General features: G+C 37.1%; 12 protein-coding genes. 6 read left to right on the plus strand and 6 right to left on the minus strand.

Going from position 1 to position 19,258, the window contains the following annotated elements; translation table 11 throughout:
* From B5X51_RS03520 to pabB, 4 genes are all read right to left on the minus strand, one after another.
* Positions 1 to 1,848, minus strand: coding sequence for a CocE/NonD family hydrolase (locus B5X51_RS03520; RefSeq protein ID WP_079719485.1), 1,848 nt, complete (start codon positions 1,846 to 1,848; stop codon positions 1 to 3).
* A gap of 245 nt (positions 1,849 to 2,093) precedes the next feature.
* Positions 2,094 to 4,109, minus strand: coding sequence for a protein-disulfide reductase DsbD family protein (locus B5X51_RS03525; protein WP_079719486.1), 2,016 nt, complete (start codon positions 4,107 to 4,109; stop codon positions 2,094 to 2,096).
* Entirely contained in the window at positions 4,106 to 5,416 is a 1,311-nt protein-coding gene (tilS, locus tag B5X51_RS03530) for a tRNA lysidine(34) synthetase TilS (protein WP_079719487.1), read from the minus strand. The genes B5X51_RS03525 and tilS overlap by 4 nt, the downstream gene beginning before the upstream one ends.
* 126 nt (positions 5,417 to 5,542) lie before the next feature.
* Positions 5,543 to 6,907 carry an aminodeoxychorismate synthase component I gene (gene pabB / locus B5X51_RS03535; RefSeq protein WP_245828694.1) on the minus strand — a complete coding sequence of 455 codons (1,365 nt, stop codon included), beginning with the start codon at positions 6,905 to 6,907 and terminating at the stop codon, positions 5,543 to 5,545.
* Positions 6,908 to 7,112: 205 nt separating this feature from the next.
* Here pabB and B5X51_RS03540 point away from each other — a divergent pair, with 205 nt between their 5' ends.
* Positions 7,113 to 8,069 (plus strand): sterol desaturase family protein, encoded by a 957-nt coding sequence (locus B5X51_RS03540; RefSeq protein WP_079719488.1) that lies wholly within the window; start codon positions 7,113 to 7,115, stop codon positions 8,067 to 8,069.
* On the opposite strand, the gene B5X51_RS03545 is transcribed toward B5X51_RS03540, so the two are convergent.
* Entirely contained in the window at positions 8,066 to 8,614 is a 549-nt protein-coding gene (locus B5X51_RS03545) for an NADPH-dependent FMN reductase (RefSeq protein WP_079719489.1), read from the minus strand. The genes B5X51_RS03540 and B5X51_RS03545 overlap by 4 nt on opposite strands.
* A gap of 429 nt (positions 8,615 to 9,043) precedes the next feature.
* Here B5X51_RS03545 and B5X51_RS03550 point away from each other — a divergent pair, with 429 nt between their 5' ends.
* The 4 genes from B5X51_RS03550 (at position 9,044) to B5X51_RS03565 (ending at position 13,881) form a co-directional block, all read left to right on the plus strand.
* Positions 9,044 to 10,393 (plus strand): DEAD/DEAH box helicase, encoded by a 1,350-nt coding sequence (locus tag B5X51_RS03550; RefSeq protein ID WP_079719490.1) that lies wholly within the window; start codon positions 9,044 to 9,046, stop codon positions 10,391 to 10,393.
* 8 nt (positions 10,394 to 10,401) lie between these two features.
* Positions 10,402 to 11,274, plus strand: a complete 873-nt coding sequence (locus B5X51_RS03555) for an aldose 1-epimerase family protein (protein WP_079719491.1) — start codon at positions 10,402 to 10,404, stop codon at positions 11,272 to 11,274.
* Positions 11,275 to 11,655: 381 nt separating this feature from the next.
* The gene (locus B5X51_RS03560; RefSeq protein WP_079719492.1) at positions 11,656 to 12,180 is read left to right on the plus strand and encodes a DUF4494 domain-containing protein; all 525 of its coding nucleotides are present in this window, start codon (positions 11,656 to 11,658) and stop codon (positions 12,178 to 12,180) included.
* 303 nt (positions 12,181 to 12,483) lie between these two features.
* Positions 12,484 to 13,881 carry a glycosyltransferase family 2 protein gene (locus B5X51_RS03565; protein ID WP_079719493.1) on the plus strand — a complete coding sequence of 466 codons (1,398 nt, stop codon included), beginning with the start codon at positions 12,484 to 12,486 and terminating at the stop codon, positions 13,879 to 13,881.
* 233 nt (positions 13,882 to 14,114) lie between these two features.
* Here B5X51_RS03565 and B5X51_RS03570 read toward each other — a convergent pair whose 3' ends face one another.
* Positions 14,115 to 14,294 carry a Lacal_2735 family protein gene (locus B5X51_RS03570; RefSeq protein WP_079719494.1) on the minus strand — a complete coding sequence of 60 codons (180 nt, stop codon included), beginning with the start codon at positions 14,292 to 14,294 and terminating at the stop codon, positions 14,115 to 14,117.
* Positions 14,295 to 14,625: 331 nt separating this feature from the next.
* Here B5X51_RS03570 and B5X51_RS03575 point away from each other — a divergent pair, with 331 nt between their 5' ends.
* Complete coding sequence (locus B5X51_RS03575; protein ID WP_079719495.1) at positions 14,626 to 19,122, plus strand: excinuclease ABC subunit UvrA; 4,497 nt, start codon at positions 14,626 to 14,628, stop codon at positions 19,120 to 19,122.
* The last annotated feature ends 136 nt before the right edge of the window (positions 19,123 to 19,258 follow it).

Consider the following 19,258-nt stretch of genomic DNA (forward strand, 5'->3'; position numbering starts at 1 on the left):
CTATTCTTTAAATACTGAAAATTCTATAGCAGAATCTCCAAAAATAGTGTGGGTTTGCTGCTGAAAATCTTTTTCTTCAGCTTTAAAAATATTAGGAACATAAGTCTGCGGATTTCTATCTATAAGAGGAAACCACGTGCTCTGTACCTGAATTTGCAATTTATGACCTTTTTTAAAAGTATGGTTAATATCCTGAAGGGTAATATTTACTGAAGTCTTCTTATTAGGCTCAAAAGGCTCCGGATTTTCAAAACTGTTTCTAAATCTTCCTCGCATCACTTCGCTACGTACCATCATATGATAATTATCCATATCTAAATGTTCCATGGTTTCTTCATAATCTTCGGCATCTGGAGGGTAAACGTCTATTACTTTTACCACCCAATCTGCTGCGGTTCCGGTAGTTGCCACATTTAAGCGCGCTTCAATTTCGCCGGTTAGTTTCATATCTTCTTCCAATACTTCAGTTTCAAACACCAAAACATCTGGTCTCCTGGCGGCAAAACGCTGATCACCTGTCATATATTCTCTCGGGGTAAAAACCGCTTTAATTTCATTATTATAAGAAACCGGTTTTGCAGGATCACTTATAAAGCTTTCTTTATTTTCGGTAGCTTCCTCGGTTAATTCCTGGTCATCACCAAGATAAAAAATCTTCTTTTCTATATTTTTTGGAGGCCAGGCTTCGTAGGAATTCCATTTTCTGGCTCCGGTATCGTAAACATAAGCTTCAGCAAGATCTACATCACCATCTCCGTCTCCTTTTAAAAAATGATTAAAAAAAGTGGTTTCAATATTTCTTTGGTAATCTTCAGAGATATCATCACCAAAATATACGTTTCCTACCGCCTGTCTTTTGGTTTGTCTTGCCCAATCGCCGTGGCTCCAGGGCCCAAAGACCATAATATTGTAGTTATCGCTGGTTTCTTCAATTTTCTTGTAAGTATTAAAAGGCCCGTAAAGATCTTCAGCATCAAACAAGCCACCAACAACCATTACCGCTGGCTCGATATCATCTAAATGCTGAATAATGCCGCGAGATTGCCAAAATTCATCATAATTAGGATGTTCCTTTAGCTGTTGCCAAAATACATTGTCTTCGCCATAATATTCATCCAAATTACTAAGAGGACCAACATCTAAAAAGAATTGATACTGGTCTTGCGTCCCTAGCCCGGGCAAATCATACCAGCTTTCTGTGGTTGGACCGGTCTTATCGTAGCCAAAAACCGCCGTTGCTCTCCAGTAACTCAATAAATAAGCACCATTATGATGAAAATCGTCAAAGAAAAAATCTCCAATTCCTGCCTGTGGTGAGGCAGCTTTTAAGGCCGGGTGCGCGTCTACTAAAGAAGCGACAGCGTAATGTCCGGGATAAGAAATTCCCCAGGTCCCTACTCTTCCGTTATTATTATCAACATTTTCAATAAGCCAGTCTATAGTATCATAAGTATCGCTGGATTCATCAAATTCATCTTGCTTTTTATTAGGGATTATTGCACGCATATTATCATATCTCCCTTCACTCATCCAACGGCCTCGCACATCCTGATAGACAATAATATTCCCTTCCTTCATTAAATATTCGTTAGGGCCAATAAGCGAGCGAAATTGATCTTCACCATACGGCCTGGAACTATATGGTGTGCGCTGCATTAAAATTGGGTATTCCTTAGAAGTATCTTTTGGAGAATAAATTGTAGTGTGCAGCTTTATACCGTCACGCATTGGGATAACTACTTCTGTTTTATTATAAAATTCTTTTACATCAAATTCTTCCTGCGCAAGAATCTGAACAGGTAAAAAACTAAAAAACAGAAGAATAGCACTAAAACGGAGTAATTTCATAGTAAAGGCAGGTTTTAAGCCCCCTAAGATAGAAATTACACCGATAAACCTAAAAGAATTTTACTCGATAATCGAGTTTTAAATGAATCAGGCCTTGTTTCTAAATTAAAGACAAATTCTAATTAATACCTTTTAAGTCTGCCAAGGAATAAATTCACGTAAATAATCCAGAATTAAATACTACTAACCTTAAGTTTTATTTCAATAATACTTCATCAGTAAATATCTCACGATTATGAAGTAATTTATTTCTCTGTTTCCTGAAACTTGGCAAGCCCCTCCTTTAACCAGTCCAGGTATTCTGAAACTTTTGGGGTGTAACCCACGGGCTCGTTAAGTAGATTTACCTGGTTATCTAAAAGCACATAGAAAGGCTGTGAATTATTCTTAAAGTTCAGGGTTTGAAAAGTTGCCCATTTATCGCCAATGGTTTTAATAGGTTTTATACCTCCCTTTGGTTTCATATAGTTGAATTGCGCTTCCTCCGGAAGTTCTTTTCTATCATCTACATAAAGAGAGATAAGGATATACTCCTCATTTAACACATCAAAAACTTCAGGATCACTCCACACCTGTTCTTCCATTTTCCGGCAATTCACGCAAGCCCAACCCGTAAAATCAAGAATTATGGGTTTGTTTTGCTGGCGTGCAGCTTCCAGGCCTTTATCCCAATCTTTATAAGCTTCCAAACCTAAAGGAGCTTCGGTGCCTTTATCGTAGATACTATAAAATAATGGTGGTGGAAAGCCGCTTAAAAGTTTAAGATTTGCTGCGGAAGTATTGGTTAAACCTGGAATTAAATAGAGAACAAAAAAGAAAGTAATCACCCCTACTCCAAATCTGGCTTTACTAATTCTCTTTTTAGGCCCATCATGCGGAAATCGAATAAGTCCGAATAAATAAGCCATAAGTCCCAAACCTACAAGGATCCATATTCCGAGGAAAATTTCACGTTTTAAAAACCCCCAATGCTCTACAAGATCGGCATTAGAAAGGAATTTAAAGGCCAGACCTAATTCTATAAAACCTAAAGTAACTTTCACCGTATTTAACCATCCCCCACTTTTTGGTAACGAATTTAACCAGTTGGGAAATAAAGCGAAAAGCGCAAAAGGAAGGGCCAGGGCAAGTCCAAAACCACCCATTCCCATAGATAGTTGCATTGCACCACCATCACTAGTAAGTGATCCTCCAAGTAGTGAGCCTAAAATAGGACCGGTACAGGAAAAAGAAACCAAAGCTAAAGTAAGGGCCATAAAAAAGATCCCTACAATACCTCCAACACTAGAAGCCTTATCGTCCATTTTATTGCTCCAGGAACTAGGTAATGTTATCTCGTAATATCCAAAAAAGGAGAAGGCAAAAATTATAAAAATGACAAAGAAAACAATGTTTAGCGTAACATTGGTTGAAATATTATTGAGTATTTCAGGGTTTACGCTGTCCAGTAAATGAAAAGGTAGACTAAGCAAAAGATAGATAGCAAATATAAAAACACCATACAATATGGCATTTACCAGGCCTTTTTGCTTGTTCTTAGCACCTTTAGTAAAAAAGGAAACCGTTAAAGGTATCATGGGAAAAACACAGGGAGTTAAAAGCGCAATTAAACCACCTACAAAACCAAGTAGAAAAATATTCAGGAAGTTATTACCTTCCTCCTCTTCCGGTGTGAATTTCTCCATGCCCGAAACATTAATATTTAATGCTGCGGTAAGTTCTTTATCTTTTTCTGAAATTTCCAAATTGGTAAAACCTTCGGTTATTTCGTTATCTTTAAGTGAAATATTGAAACGTTCGGTTTCCGGAGGCAAACATTTTTCATCATCACAAACAGAGAAATAGATCTCGGCAATAATTTGTGGGTTACTACCGGGTTGTGCTTTTATTTGCTGTGTAAAAACTGCTGTATCTTCAAAGTAAATAATATCTGCTTCAAAAACCTGGTCGTAAATAGGTGCTACATCAGGCTCTTTGGTCTCGCCAATTAATTCAAAACTTTCTTCTGCATTATTGTAAGAAAATGTAGTGGCAATTGGCGCGATATCAATATCGGCTTCTTTTTGTGAGTATAAATGCCAGCCTTCTTCCAGGGTTGCGGTAAAAATTAGGTTAAATATACTATCGTTTTCTTTTTCAACCTCAGCCTCCCAGGTAATAGGATCGTCCATTTGGAAGTCTTCGCTCCCATCATTAAAATATTGCGCCTGTAATTGAAGAAATGGAATAAAAAGTAAGAGCAGACTCGACAGATATTTCATAAACTGAATGTAATTTTTATTATTTTCTGATTGGGTAAAGTTATTGAAAACCTTCTATCGGCTCGCTGATTTATCACCCAAACAATTTTTTCGCCAGAGCACAGCAACCAGCTGTTTTCTTTATCGGGCAAAGATAATTTTTTGTCTTTAAAGAAGTCGCTTAACTTCTTTTTTCCTTTCATTCCAAAAGGATAAAATATATCGCCTTTTTGCCATTTTCTCACCTTAAGCGGAAACTCAAGTTTCCCGGGATCTACATAAATGCAATTTGAAGTTTTTTCGTGTATATCATCTACTGCTAAAAATGAAAAAGTTCCCATTGGCAGCATTGCAAAGTCTTCATTTTTGGCGATTTCGTAAACTTTATCTTCGGTTTCATCAATTTCTGTAAGCAACAAATAATCTCTGTCTTTTACTAACCTGTGTGAAGTAGAAAAAACCATTTTTCCCGGTTGTGCATCTAATAAATGATAAACATCGTTCCATTCGGTAAAGCCAAAAGATTTTAGTAATTGATATAAAATAGCTGAAGTATTTGGTACTTTTTTTAGGTAATTTATATCCAGGCTATATCCGTAAGCTGTTTTTCCAATAATTTTTGGATAGAGCAAACTCAAATAATCCTCTATTAGTTCTTCATTTTCTTTTAAATGTGATTGGGTTTTTAAAAAAGTTTCTAAAAACTGAGGATTTATTTCTTCAAAAACAGGTACAATCTCGTGCCTTATTTTATTCCGAAGATATTTGGTAGAAGCATTAGTGCTATCTTCCTGCCAGGGAATATTATTTTCTTCGGCATAGGCTAAAATTTCTTTTCGGGAAAAATTCAATAAAGGTCTTATTATATAATTGCTATCGGCATTTATTCCGCTCAAACCTTCCAAACCGGTTCCTCTAATTAAATTAATAAAGAAGGTTTCCAGGCTATCATTTGCATGATGTGCGGTTAAGGTAAAGTCAAATTGATGTTTAATGCGTAGCGTTTCAAACCAATTATACCTAAGCTCACGCGCCGCCATTTGAGTTGACAAACCATTGTCTTTCGCGTATTTTTCGGTATCAAAATTCTCTATAAAAAGCGCTACTTTAAGGTTTTTTGCGAGAGCTGCAACAAAATCTTCATCGGCATCACTTTCCTCGTCTCGAAGGTTGAAATTACAATGCGCCAGGCTAAAATCCAGTTTAGCCGTATTGCATAGATGGGTAAGAACCACGCTATCTAAGCCACCGCTTACTGCAATTAAAATTTTACTATTGCACAAATAAGGATACTGCGATTTAATCTCGTTTTTAAAGGCTTTTTCCATAGAAAATCAAAGATACGAAATAAGCCCCTCCTAAATCCTCCCCGATAGGGAGGACTTTAAGTATAAGATTTTTCGTAAAAATCAAGTGAATTTCGATTTATCCATTCAAGGATTTGCTCTCTTCCCTTATGAAAGGGCTTGCGAATGGCTATTTTCTAAAGCTCGCCTCATTGCGACTGCTTTTAGCAGGCATTCTTCATATTCTTTTTCGGGATTTGAGCCTGCAGTGATGGCTCCTCCAACCGAAAAAGAAACATATTTATTAGCCGAATTATATAAAATACTGCGTATCACCACGTTGAAATCAAAATCGCCATTTGGGGAGAAATAGCCCACTGCTCCGCTGTAAAGTCCGCGTTTTGTCTCTTCCAATTCCTCTATGATTTTCATTGCTGAAATTTTTGGAGCGCCGGTCATACTTCCCATAGGGAATGTGGCCCGCAAAGCTTCTACCGGAGGAATTCCCTCATCCAGTTCGGCAGAAATGGTAGAGATCATTTGATGCACTTGTTTAAAAGAATAAACTTTACAAAGTTCATCTACATTTACACTAGCCTTCTTAGCAATTTTAGAAAGGTCGTTTCGCACCAGGTCTACAATCATCACGTTTTCAGATTGCTCCTTTGGATCTTTTGAAAGCTCCTCCGCAATTTCGATATCTTCATCGGGGTTTTGCGAGCGTCTGGCTGTTCCCTTTATAGGCTGGGAAATTAATTTTGAGCCAGATTTTTTTAAATAACGTTCCGGTGAAGCTGAAAGCAAATAATGCTCCTCCAATTTAAGGAAAGTAGCAAATGGAGGACCGGAGATTTCATTGAGATCCTGAAAAACTCTAAAAAGCTCAATCTCCCTATTTTCAGCAAAAAACTCCTGGCAAAAATTAGCTTCATAAATATCGCCACGCTGAATGTAAGCGAGCATTTTTTCGACTTTTTTAAGGTATTCTTCTTTAGAAATTCGGGCTTGTATCTTCTGTTTTGAGTTCTCGGTTTTTGGTTCTCGTTTGTCAGTTGTGAGTTCTCGGTTGTGAGTTATAGGTTTTGAGTTAACTGTTCTTTCTAAGCTTTTAATTTCATTAAAATCCTCTTCAATTTCATCATCCAGCATTTTTAAATATCGCATTTCCAATTGATCGCCCTTCAGCAAAAATAATTTTTGGGGCTGAAAAAAATACAGGTCCGGGAAGTCCAATCCGTCGTAGTTTTCAGATGAAAGTCTTTCCACATCATTTTTAAGATCGTAAGACAAATAGCCGAAAATCCAATCTTTAGTAGTTTGCTGATATTCCTGAAGCTTAGCAAAAGCCTGGTGATAATCGGTTTTTATAGCGGTAAATGCGCCTACAGCTAGCAGAGCATCAAATTCGCCGTAATCCTGTTGATAATTATTACTATCCAGCCATGCAATTTCCTCAAATTGCATGCTCCATTGCAAAAGTTGCTGTTTAAATTTTAAAGGATCCTCTAAAGTATACGTAGTTTTTGTGCGCACCTCGCTTTTAATTTGGAGCACAAAGGTAGAAACAATTTGACGTAGTGCCTATTTTAATTCTGCTGCTATTTACCTTAAAAATCTTTTCGAAAATCCGGGTTTGTGAAATTGGGGGAAATGCTTCTTGTATTTCTGATAAAAAAATCTTAATTATACAAAATTCGCTTTAACGCGAGATTTTAAGATTAAGAGCCAAATATTCCCGATGTTTACAGATACAGAAAAACTTACTTTAGCCGATATAGAAAATCTTGATTTCACTACTGTTATCTGGGTTGTAGCCCCACTAATGTTCTTTTTTGTTTTACTTGAATTTCTAATTGGAAGAAAAAAATACAAAAACCTTTATTCGGGAAAAGATTTTCTAGCCTCCACAGCTATTGGTATTGGTAATTTAATCCTGAACGGGTTTATGAAAATAGGAGTCTTTATGGTTTTCCTTTTCTTTTTCAATTTGGCGCCTTTTAAAATACCCCATACCTGGTGGTCTTATGTTTTGTGTTTAATATTATTAGATTTTAGCAGGTATTGGGCGCATAGATTTGCCCACGAACAACGTTTTTGGTGGTCTACACACGTTGTGCACCATTCTTCTGAACATTATAATTTATCAACTTCTTTTAGATTGTCCTGGACTCAGAATTTAAAAATAATCTTCTTTTTACCGGTAGTTTTGTTGGGCTTCCATCCTTTAGTATTTTTTATTGTACATCAACTGGAAGTGCTGTATCAATTTTGGATTCACACCGAATTGATAAAAAAATTACCACGACCAATTGAATATATTTTTACCACGCCCTCGCATCACCGGGTACACCATTCGGTAAATGAAAGGTATCTGGATAAAAATTATGGTTCAACGTTTATATTCTGGGATCGTATTTTTGGAACTTTCCAGGAAGAAGATGAAAAACCCCGTTATGGTATTACCAAACCGGTAAACTCCTACAATCCCTTTTTCCTCGTTTTCCACGAGTGGATTGAGGTAGGAAAAGATATATGGAAGGCAAAATCACTAAAAGAAGCCTGGATTATTTTATTTGGAAGTCCCGTAGATAAGCATAAAGCAGATATGGGGATAACCGGAAAAACCGAAACCGAACTAAGCAACATAGGTAAGGCCAACGAAGAGTTTAGTCCTAAAGTAAAGAAAGCGAATTAAACTGATTTTCCGGATTCCAATTGATGGGAAAAAGTAGTTAACACATCTTCTATTCCCATATCCAACACTTCATTTAGCATCTTCCCATCCTTAAAATTATCGTTAAAAGAGGGCAGACTAAAACTTTCTATAATCTCACCGCCAAATCTTGGTAAAACTCCTTTGGTATATTCTAAAGCCGATGCGGCACCACGCTTGCCGGGAGAAGTACTTATCAATAAAATCTTTTTCCCCTCAAGAAAATTTCGGTCTAATCGGGAAAGCCAGTCGATTATATTTTTGAAATAGGCTGAAACAGTGCCGTTATGTTCATTTACCGCAATTATCAAGGCATCGTACTCATGAATGATCTTATTAATTATTTTAGCACTTACAGGAATACCTTTTTCTATTTCCCTATCGGCGCTATAAATTGGTAATTCATATTGGGTAAACTCCTGAATTTTCACTTCATGTCCCTGGATTCTATTGGCAACGTGTGTTAATAGCTGAAAATTAATGGAGGTGCTACTATTAGAACCGGCAAAGGCAAGGATCTTTTTCATTTAAATGATTTTTATCAAAAATACCGAAATAAATGAAATGATTCCTTATTGATAGAATTGAATAACTTGTGAACGTTTATTTTTTCTTAGTTTGTAATTTATCTTCACCCTGAACTCCTTTGAGAGCCTGCTCCGATTTCTATCCAAGGTCTAAGTTGAGTTTTACATTTATTTATCTTAGATCCTGAAACAAGTCATGCATGACGGTTTTTGAAAATAAAATAATTCAGAACCTTTAAAGATTATTTTTTCATCCTGCGACGGGATTAGTTCAACTAACTAATTTAAAATTGCCCGAGGCAAAAAAAGCAGAGGTATTTGAGATCCCGCCCTGCGGCGGGATTAGTTCAACTAACTAATTTAAAATTGCCATGAGCAATTTTAAATTAGAGTTTCACTAACTTTGCCAATTCATAAAAACTTCATTTAGTGACTTTTCAAGATTTAAATATTACCACTCCCCTACGCAATGCGCTAGAAGATATTGGCATTAACACACCTACACCTATTCAGGAGGAATCTTTTTCTACAATTATGTCTGGGAAAGATATGGTGGGGATCGCGCAAACCGGTACCGGCAAAACCTTTGCCTATATGCTTCCAATATTACGAATGCTTAAATATTCGGAACAGAAAAATCCGCGGGTCTTGGTTTTGGTACCTACACGGGAACTTGTAGTACAGGTTGTTGAAGAGATTGAAAAGCTAACTGCTTATATGAATGTTCGTATCACCGGAATTTACGGTGGTGTAAATATGAATACCCAACACCAATCGCTTTTGCAGGGCCAGGATATTGTGGTAGCAACACCGGGAAGATTATACGATCTTGTGCTTAGGCGAGCGCTTCAGTTAAAATCTATTCAAAAATTAGTAATAGATGAGGTAGATGTGATGTTAGACCTGGGCTTTAAATTTCAGATCAATAATATCTTTGAATTACTTCCTACAAACAGACAAAATGTTATGTTTTCGGCAACAATTACCGAAAATGTTGAAAATTTAATCGAGGCTAATTTTAAAAGTCCGCAAACTATTTCTGTAGCCGCCAGCGGAACACCACTCGATAATATTAAACAAACCGGGTATAAGATCCCGAATTTCTATACGAAGGTAAATTTGCTAAAGCATATTTTAACCGATAAAGAAACCTACTCCAAGGTTCTCATCTTTGTGGCTTATAAACGAATGGCCGACAGACTTTACGCGGAATTAGAACAGTATTTCCAGGATGAGTGCACGGTGATTCATTCCAATAAAACCCAAAATTATCGTTTACGCAGTATCAAACAATTTGGCAGCGGATTTTGCCGAATTTTAGTCGCAACCGATGTTATGGCGCGAGGTCTTGACATTGAATCGGTAAGCCACGTGATTAATTTTGACACCCCTAAATATCCTGAAAATTATATGCACCGAATTGGCCGTACCGGAAGGGCCGAAAAAGAGGGGAATTCGATATTAATGACTACCGAAGCTGAAATGGAATATTTGGAAAAAATTGAAGCTTTAATGAAGATGGAAGTTCCGCAAAGGGAATTACCGGCTGAAATTGAAATTTCTTCAGAATTAATTCCGGAAGAGCAACCTAAGGTTTTTGAAATAAATAACCCGGGGAAAAATAAAGATGAAAACGCTCCCGGTCCCGCTTTTCACGAAAAAAAGGAAAAAAACAGGAAAGAGAATCTTGGCGGATCTTACCGAAGGGAAATTGCCAAAAAGTATAAAAAGCCAAAAACCCGTGGCGATAAAAATGCGAACAGAAGAAAGAAAAAATAATTTTTGAAATGCACGAATTACAGAACGAATTCTTAAGTATAAAGATAAATGCCGTTGGCGCTGAATTGTCCAGCCTTAAAAATCTGGAAACCGGTGTTGAACATATATGGCAGGGAAATCCAGAATTCTGGACGGGCCAGGCGCCTAATTTATTTCCGGTAATTGGTATTTTAAAAGAGGGGAAGTTTATCTTTGAGAACAAAGAATATGCTATGCCTAAACACGGTTTTGTAAGGCATAATGAGCACATTCGGTTAAAAGAAAAAACAGCGGATAAATTGGTTTTTCAATTGGATTATTCTGCAGAAACGCTGGAGATCTATCCTTTTAAATTCAGTTTTAAAATTTCTTTTCAATTAATCGGGAAATCGCTTACTGTGCATCATCAAGTTTTTAATTTAGACGATAAACCTCTATATTTTTCATTAGGCGGGCATCCTGCATTTAATGCTCCACTAAGCAGCAATGAAGTCTACGAAGACTATTTTCTTGAATTTGATAGAAAAATGGATCTCAGAACTTATATTTTAAGTGAAGACGGACTGGTTAGCGATTCTACTGAAGGAATATTAGATAACGAAGATAAAATTAGATTACATAAAGAGCTTTTCGCTAATGATGCATTGATTTTTAAAAATATTCCATCTAAAAAAGTTGCGTTAAAAAGTAAAAACTCAGGTACGGTTCTAAGTGTAGCATATAAAGATTTTAAAAATTTAGGGGTTTGGGCAAAACCGGGAGCACCTTATGTATGCATTGAACCCTGGTTGGGAATTGCCGATGTAGAGGGCACTGATCAAAACTTAAAGACTAAAGAAGGGATTGAAACACTGGCAGCAGGAAAAGATTTTCAGGCAGCCTATACAATTGACATTAATTAAAAAGAGAAAATCCCGCTAATTAGCGGGATTTTTATTTAAAACATTCATCAAGTTCTGTTCTTTTTCTTAGCGGCTTTAGCAGCGCGCTTTTCCTTTAAACTCAAAACCGGCTCCTTCCTGGCCGAATTCTTTGAGGGTGATTTTTCTTTTGCCATAATCTTTTAAGATTTTAAAATTAACCAGATAAAGATAGTAAAAGAAAGTGTTCAAAAAGCATTTTTAATCTTCACTTCATAGTTTATTTTATGATTGCGTAAGAATCCATATTTTAACTACAATCCACTGATTAAGAGGTGTATATAAATTTGTGAATATCTATTGATTATTTTACACAGGAGACTTGTTATAAACCCTATTTTTGAATCCCTAAATAATAAAGATATGAGCGTAACTTGGTTTGAATGTAAGGTGAAATACAAAAAAACACACGAAACAGGAGAGCAAAAAATGACTACAGATACCTACCTTCTTGATGCAGTATCTTTTACAGAAGCAGAAGCGAGGATCACCGAGGAAATGACGGCTTATACCAGTGAGGATTTCAGGATTATGAATATAAAAGTTGCCAATTTCTCAGAAGTTCATCCTTTTGAGAATTCAGACCGATGGTTTAAATCAAAAGTTTCCCTGGTCGCTATGGATGAAGAAAGCGGAAAGGAAAAAAAGACCAATATTTATTTACTTGTTCAGGCTAACGATGTAAAAGAGGCTTTTGAAAATACTACCACGGCTATGGAAGAAACTATGGGCGATTATAATATTCCATCCATTACAGAATCTCCAATTCTTGATGTATTCCCATATTTTACCGGTGAAGAAGAACAATTAGAAAAATTTAATGTTCTTGATTCAGATGAAACTCAAAAGGAAAAAGTTTCAGAAGAAACGGAAGCCCAGGAAGTTTAAGGACTCAAGATTAATTCATTTTAATACCATAGAAGGGTTTGACTTTAGCGTTGAGCCCTTTTTTTATTCATAGGGAATACATCCACATCCAAACTCAATAATTACTTTATTCCTAAGATTCGGGAATGGGGCAAGATTGAACGTTTAAACGTAGAAAAAATCCCCAGTTTTCTTCTGAAGCTTCTAATGTAAGTCTCTTTATAAGCATTTTAATTAGTTGGTATGTAGATTGCTAAGCTTGTCACTTAGTAGTCTCAAAGGAATAACCTAAGCTTTTGAGATCAAATAATAAAAGACATTAAAATGAAAAGTAATAAAATAGCTTCAGATCAATCAGTTCCTTCTGCTAATAAACCTTCCGTTAAGGATCAAAAGAATAAGTCCAGGGATCTAAGAGGAATAATAGTACGTGCCAGTAGCCTTGCCTTGCTTTTTGGTGCCGCATATCTCGTATATGTTTTGCAAGGTGACTTCACCAGATATAACCTCAACGGTCTCGATTCAACCTGGGAATTAGCATTTTTAGCAGTTACTGGTTCTTTACTTTTATTTAGAGCCGGATTCTTTTTCTATAATCTTTACCTCTACCTTAGGTATAAACCAATTAATTCTGTAAGCAATAAAGAACTACCAACCTGTACGGTAATAGTTCCCGCTTACAATGAAGGAAAACAGGTTTGGGCAACGCTTAAAAGCCTGGCTAAAAGTGATTATCCCAGTCATAAAATACAGCTACTCGCCATAGATGACGGAAGTAAAGATGACACCTGGGATTGGATGCTAAAGGCTAAAAAGGAGCTTGGAGATCAATTGAACATCTACCAGCAACCAGAAAACAAAGGAAAAAGACACGCGCTTTACCGAGGCTTCAATTTAAGTACCGGAGAGGTTCTAGTAACCGTAGATAGTGATTCTGAAGTTACTAAAGATACGCTGCGCAACCTGGTAAGCCCTTTTGTAGTTAATGAAAAATGCGGCGCTGTTGCAGGAAACATTCGTGTGCTTAACAACGAAAAAAAGGCTATGCTGCCTAAGATGCTGGATGTGAGCTTTGTGCTTAGTTTCGAATTTATTCGTTCGGCAGAAAGTAGCCTGGAATCGGTGCTTTGTACCCCTGGTGCACTTGCGGCTTACAGGAAGAAGGCTGTTTTTGGTTGCCTGGAAGAATGGATTAACCAGACTTTTATGGGCAAGGCTTCAGATATCGGCGAAGATCGTGCAATGACTAATATGATCCTTAAACAGGGTTATCACGTACTTTTCCAAAGAAATGCTTTCGCTTATACCAATGTACCTGAAAAATACACCGGACTTTATAAAATGTTTATCAGGTGGGGAAGAAGTAACGTTCGTGAGAATATTTCGATGGCAAAATATGTTTTCACAGATTTCAGGGAAAGCTCTAAAGCCGGATCTCGACTTCTGTTCATCAACCAGGTATTGAAATTAGTAATGAGTTATCCAACAATCTTGATGATGCTTTTCTTCATCTCTATGGATCCAATTTTATTCTTAAGTTCAACCTTATTCAGTATTCTGATATGGTCTAGTTTCCCGGTACTTTTCTATGCGAAGAGATATAATTTATCGGAATCTTTCTGGGCGTATTCCTATAGTATACTTTATACTTTTGGTTTATTCTGGATCACTCCATACGCCATTGCCACCGCAAGCAAAAGAGGTTGGCTTACCCGTGGATAATCACAAAAGATTAAAAATTTAAAAGAAAAAAGGGAACCGAAAGGCTTCCTTTTTTTATTGAAGTAAACTACTTCGGAGCAAGCTCTCGAACATTATGATCAAAAATACAATTTGATTTCGAGGCAAATCTCGGAGCATTTAATCTCGATTAACGAGTAAAATGATAAAATTCCGATAACCGGATACTGATTCTCTATTTTCTAAAAATATATTTAAATCTCAAACGTGATTATTTAAGCTTCTTCTGATTTTTTAATCTCATCGATTTGCTTTAAAACCTCATTTGCTTCATACATTTTTTCATCACTTTTACTACGATTAGTGGTAGAAAGTTGATGTGCTTCTTCCAGAAGTTTCTTGTATTTCACTTCCAGTTTTTCAACTTTTGACTTTTTTTTGAATAATCCGAACATCTCTTTTTTACTTAAATATATTACAAACATTAAAGCAAAGAAGAAAATTCACATTAATTAACCATTGTTTTAGCCCTTTTTACTCCGAGGAAATTTGAAAAGTATTCCCTATGAGAAAGCAAATATTTTGGGATATATTCAATTTTAATTGCGATTATTCCCTCAACAACTTTTTCCATACTCTAAGCATCCTTAGTTTTGCTTGTTGCTGAACTAAAAAAGAAATTACTAGCTAAGGGGAGATTAATAATATGCTTTGTTTTCCATAAAACTCATTTTAAGCTGTTATAGTCTGTCTATATTTATTAAAAAAGAGAAACAATAAGCCTTTATGCACATAATTAATGCCCATCAAAATAATCTTAAAAATATTGATCTTAGCATTCCTAAAAATCAATTAATAGTAGTGACGGGTCTATCGGGCTCCGGGAAATCCTCCCTCGCTATGGGCGTTATTGCTAACGAAGGTTATCGCTATTTTTTAGAGAGCCTACCTGCTTACAATCAACAAAACAGTCAGTTAATCCCTACTGCTGAAGTAGATGATATAAAGGAGCTCCCTCCAGTTATTAAGGTAGAGCAATCTAAACGTTTCCAATCTATCAATACCACTTTTGGTACGCTCTCTGAACTTACTTCTGTATTCAGAATTTTATTTGCCCGCTATTCGGCTGCTGAAACAATGAGTAAGTCGCTATTCTCTTTTAATCACCCTAGAGGAGCCTGCGAGGTATGTCGTGGAATTGGAAAAGCAGAATATATTGACCTTGATAAATTAGTAGGGGATGAAAATAAGACGCTTAGAGAAGGGGCCATTACCACTACCCTGCCTAATGGCTATATCGTCTATTCCCAAATAACCGTAGAGGAATTAAATAAAGTGTGTGAGGCGCACGGCTTTAATGTAGATATACCATGGAAGGAACTCACAGCGGAACAACAGGATGTGGTTCTAAATGGCAGTGATCGCCTCAAAGTATTTTTTGGGAAGCACGGCCTGGAGTCCAGGCTTAGATGGAAAGGAATTAAAGCCAAACCTCGTGAAGAAGGATTCTATAAAGGAATGCTTCCTATTATGCAGGATATTTTAAGACGTGATAGAAATCCCAATATCTTAAAATTTGCCAGCTCTAAAATTTGCCCTAGTTGTAAAGGTGCGCGCATTAAAGCAGAACATTTAAAATATAAGTGGAAAGGACTCAATTTTCAAGACTGGATGGAGCTTTCCTTAATAGAATTATATGCAAAACTGAAGTCTCAGCAATTCACAGCCGGAGAGCAAGTTTTGGTAGATAAGATCTGTACCCAATTATATGATTTGATTCGTCTGGGTATGGAAGAATACCAGCTAAGCACGCCAAGTATGGAGATTTCCTCTGGTGATGGGCAAAGAATCAAACTCATCAATCAGGTAAATAGTAAGCTACAAGGTATTTTGTATGTATTCGATGAACCTTCTATCGGTTTGCCTGCAGCCTATCAAAAGTATTTACTTCATATTCTTAACCGACTGATTCGCCGGGGAAATACGGTTATGGTGGTGGAGCACGACTTAGATTTTATAAAGTCGGCAGATTGGGTAGTAGAATTAGGCCCTGAAGCTGGGATACACGGCGGCGAAGTGGTTTTTAACGGCCCCATTAATAATTTTCTAAAAGCAAAAGACCTAAGCAGCCCAACTTTAGCGGCATTAAAGGAAGCAGGGAATAACAAAACACCTAAAATCCAACCTAAAAAAGTGTCGGCTGAATCTTTTCAACCCGGCAAAATGGAGCTGACAGCGGTGAGCCGCAAAACTCCTCAAATTATTGAAAGCATCAGCCAGTTTTGTAAAAAGGAAGATCTAAATCTTCTTACTGTAAACGATCAACCTATAGGTAAAACGCCCCGAAGTAATCCGGCTACTTATACAGGTTTAGCAGATAAAATAAGGGATCTACTCGCAAAAACTCCTGAAGCGAAAACTTCGAATTTAGCCAAAGGAGCCTTTTCTTTTAACAATAAAACCGGTAGATGTGAAGCCTGTGAAGGGGCTGGCGTAATCACCCTCTCCATGAGTGCACTAGGCAGTATCAACCAGGTTTGTCCTACCTGTAATGGCAAACGTTTTAAACCAGAAGTACTTCGCGTTCATTGGAATAAAAAAAATATTGCAGATCTCTATAATCTAAGCATAGAAGAAGCTTTTGATTTCTTTTCTGAGGAAAAGAAAATCAAAGAAATACTGTCTTTAATGCTGCAATTAGGACTTGGCTATATCAAACTGGGGCAGCCCTCCAATACCTTGTCCGGTGGAGAAGCGCAGCGTATTAAACTCACTAAGCATTTCGCCAAGAAATCAAAAAAGACGCTCCTCCTACTTGAAGAACCCAGTATAGGATTGCATCAACAAAATGTGAGTCAGTTGCTAGATGCATTGCACCAACTTAAGCAACAAACTGCAGGCATTATCTGCTTTGAAAATCATTCACTTTTTCAATCTCAATGTGATACCTTAGTAGATAATTCGCTGAAGGTTCAACCTATTAAAGTGAAAGAAGAGCCCGTACAGCAAAGGGATAAAATTTCCATTCAGGGTGCGCGTACGCATTCTCTAAAAGATCTCAATTTAGATTTGCCAAAGCACCAATTAACCGTGGTGACGGGAATTTCCGGATCCGGGAAATCTTCATTGGTAATTGATACGCTGCATGGCTTTGGGCTACAGGAAATGACTAAACAATTTTCAAGTTATCAGCAATCTAGAGTGGGTGTGAATTTTCAGTTGGAGGTTAGTCATATTGAAGGGCTTACTCCTACTATTTGTATCACCCGAAAGCAAAAGAATTATTCTCAACGCTCAGATATTGCAAAGCAAACGGGAATTGATAAAATTTTGCGCTTTGCCTTTTCCAGAAAGGCACAGTACGAAGGAAAGGAATTATCGGCCAGTCATTTTTCAAACAATCACGAATTAGGAAAATGTGCGGTTTGTGAAGGTATTGGGCAAGAACTACTCCCCGACCTCAACAAACTTATACTGGATGAGAATAAAAGCATTACCAACGGACTCTTTGCTCATAATAAAGTATTAGGGTATTACGGCGATCCGTCAGGAAAGCATATGGCGATCTTAAAAAAAGTTGGTAAAGAACATGAATTTAACCTGGAAACCCCTTTTAAAGAGCTGAGCGACTCACAAAAAGGAATTTTACTTAACGGAGCGGGTGAAAAAGTATGGAAAGCCAACTGGTTGTACAAAACTAAAACAAGGGAAGGTACACAAGCCTTAAGTATGAAGTGGGAAGGCCTTTACCATTACTTACAAGACGAGTATTTCAAAACCCGAAAGAATAAAAATATAAGTCAGCTAACTGCGCTATTTTCAAATAGAGAATGCAGCCATTGCAAGGGCAGTGGATTAAAACCGGAACGATTGGCTTTTCAAATAGCGGACAAATCTATTCATGACATTAAATCAATGGATTTTAAAGCGCTTGGCCAGTGGCTAGCCGAAAATTCCACCGGGAAAAATATTGATGGAAAACTACTTACCAAGATTGAACCTCATTTAATCAACACTATTGTTAGAGCTAAGCAATTACACATTGACCACTTGCAACTAAACCGAAAATCGCCTACACTTTCGGGTGGAGAAAATCAAAGGGTAGAACTTATCAAACAATTAAACAGTCCGCTTAAAGGCATCACCTATTTGCTAGATGAGCCTTCAGCAGGCTTATCTAATGATAATATTCCGGACCTGATTCAAATCCTTAAAGAGCTTATTGAAAAAGGAAATACAGTTGTGGTCATTGAACATAATAAAGCCATTATACACGAAGCAGATCATATAGTGCAAATTGGTCCTAAAGCGGGAAAATTAGGTGGCTATATCACTTATCAAGGCAGCACCGAAGGTTTATTACAACAAGCCGATTGCCATCCATTTCTGAAAGCGCCTACCCAAGCGGTGGAACTTAAACAGGGGAAAGAGCACATTACTATTAATAAGCTAGCCAGGCATACTTTGGTAAGGGATTCATTATCCCTGCCTATTGGGGGCATTACTGCACTAACAGGAAAATCTGGTATAGGGAAAACCACCCTGGTGAAAGATATCCTGGTGCCCAGTATTGAAACCGGCCAGCCGGTGAATTGTAAGAGCATAGACTTTCCTGAAAATTATACAGGCGCTCATTATTTTGAGCCTAAAAAGCTTAATACTCACGCGGCTACTTTATTGATTTCCTACCTGGATATTTTAAAGGAAGTCAGCAAAATCTTTGCAGCTGAAACCGGCTTAAAGGCCAAAGATTTCTCCTATAAAACCAAGAGCAGTCAGTGCCCAAATTGCAAAGGAAAAGGCTATGTGGAAACCAGTCTTGATATTGCCGCCAATGCCATTGAAAAATGTGAAGTGTGCAAGGGGAAACGCTATCGGACTCATATACTGGCGCATTCTGTTGAAACGAAAAATATAACAGAAGTACTTTCCCTGAATATCATAGAATTAAAAGAATGGTTAGATAAGCTTACTGTAAATCCTAAAACCCAAGAATTCCTGAATCAATTAGAGGAAATCGGGTTGGAGCATCTTAGATTGAACCAGCCGGTACAATCTCTTTCTTCTGGAGAGAAGCAACGATTATTATTGTTGAACTGGCTACAGGCCGAAGCTAACGGTGTACTTTATATTTTAGATGAACCCAGCACAGGACTTCATTATGCCGATATAGATCTACTGTATGCTATACTCAAAAAACTCAGCGAAGCCAATGATATTCTAATTATTGATCATAATCCTTATTTGCTGGGTAAAATTGGAGTTGGTGTAGTTTTGGAATAAATTATTGAAAAACCATCTAATACACTATAAAAATAAACTCCCCCGGAAAAAGTTTACGAGGGAGTAAACTACTTCGGAGCAAGCTCACGAAGCATTAATATTGAAAAATATAATTTGATTTCGAGGCAAGCCTCGG

The sequence above is a fragment of the Salegentibacter holothuriorum genome, from assembly GCF_900168045.1.
Taxonomy (GTDB): Bacteria; Bacteroidota; Bacteroidia; order Flavobacteriales; family Flavobacteriaceae; genus Salegentibacter; species Salegentibacter holothuriorum.

Coding starts and splice junctions, on each gene's coding strand:
- B5X51_RS03520 (WP_079719485.1), bottom strand. CDS start 1,848: ATGAAATTACTCCGTTTTAGTGCTATTCTTCTGTTTTTTAGTTTTTTA.
- B5X51_RS03525 (WP_079719486.1), bottom strand. CDS start 4,109: ATGAAATATCTGTCGAGTCTGCTCTTACTTTTTATTCCATTTCTTCAA.
- tilS (WP_079719487.1), bottom strand. CDS start 5,416: ATGGAAAAAGCCTTTAAAAACGAGATTAAATCGCAGTATCCTTATTTG.
- B5X51_RS03540 (WP_079719488.1), top strand. CDS start 7,113: ATGTTTACAGATACAGAAAAACTTACTTTAGCCGATATAGAAAATCTT.
- B5X51_RS03545 (WP_079719489.1), bottom strand. CDS start 8,614: ATGAAAAAGATCCTTGCCTTTGCCGGTTCTAATAGTAGCACCTCCATT.
- B5X51_RS03555 (WP_079719491.1), top strand. CDS start 10,402: ATGCACGAATTACAGAACGAATTCTTAAGTATAAAGATAAATGCCGTT.
- B5X51_RS03560 (WP_079719492.1), top strand. CDS start 11,656: ATGAGCGTAACTTGGTTTGAATGTAAGGTGAAATACAAAAAAACACAC.
- B5X51_RS03565 (WP_079719493.1), top strand. CDS start 12,484: ATGAAAAGTAATAAAATAGCTTCAGATCAATCAGTTCCTTCTGCTAAT.
- B5X51_RS03570 (WP_079719494.1), bottom strand. CDS start 14,294: ATGTTCGGATTATTCAAAAAAAAGTCAAAAGTTGAAAAACTGGAAGTG.
- B5X51_RS03575 (WP_079719495.1), top strand. CDS start 14,626: ATGCACATAATTAATGCCCATCAAAATAATCTTAAAAATATTGATCTT.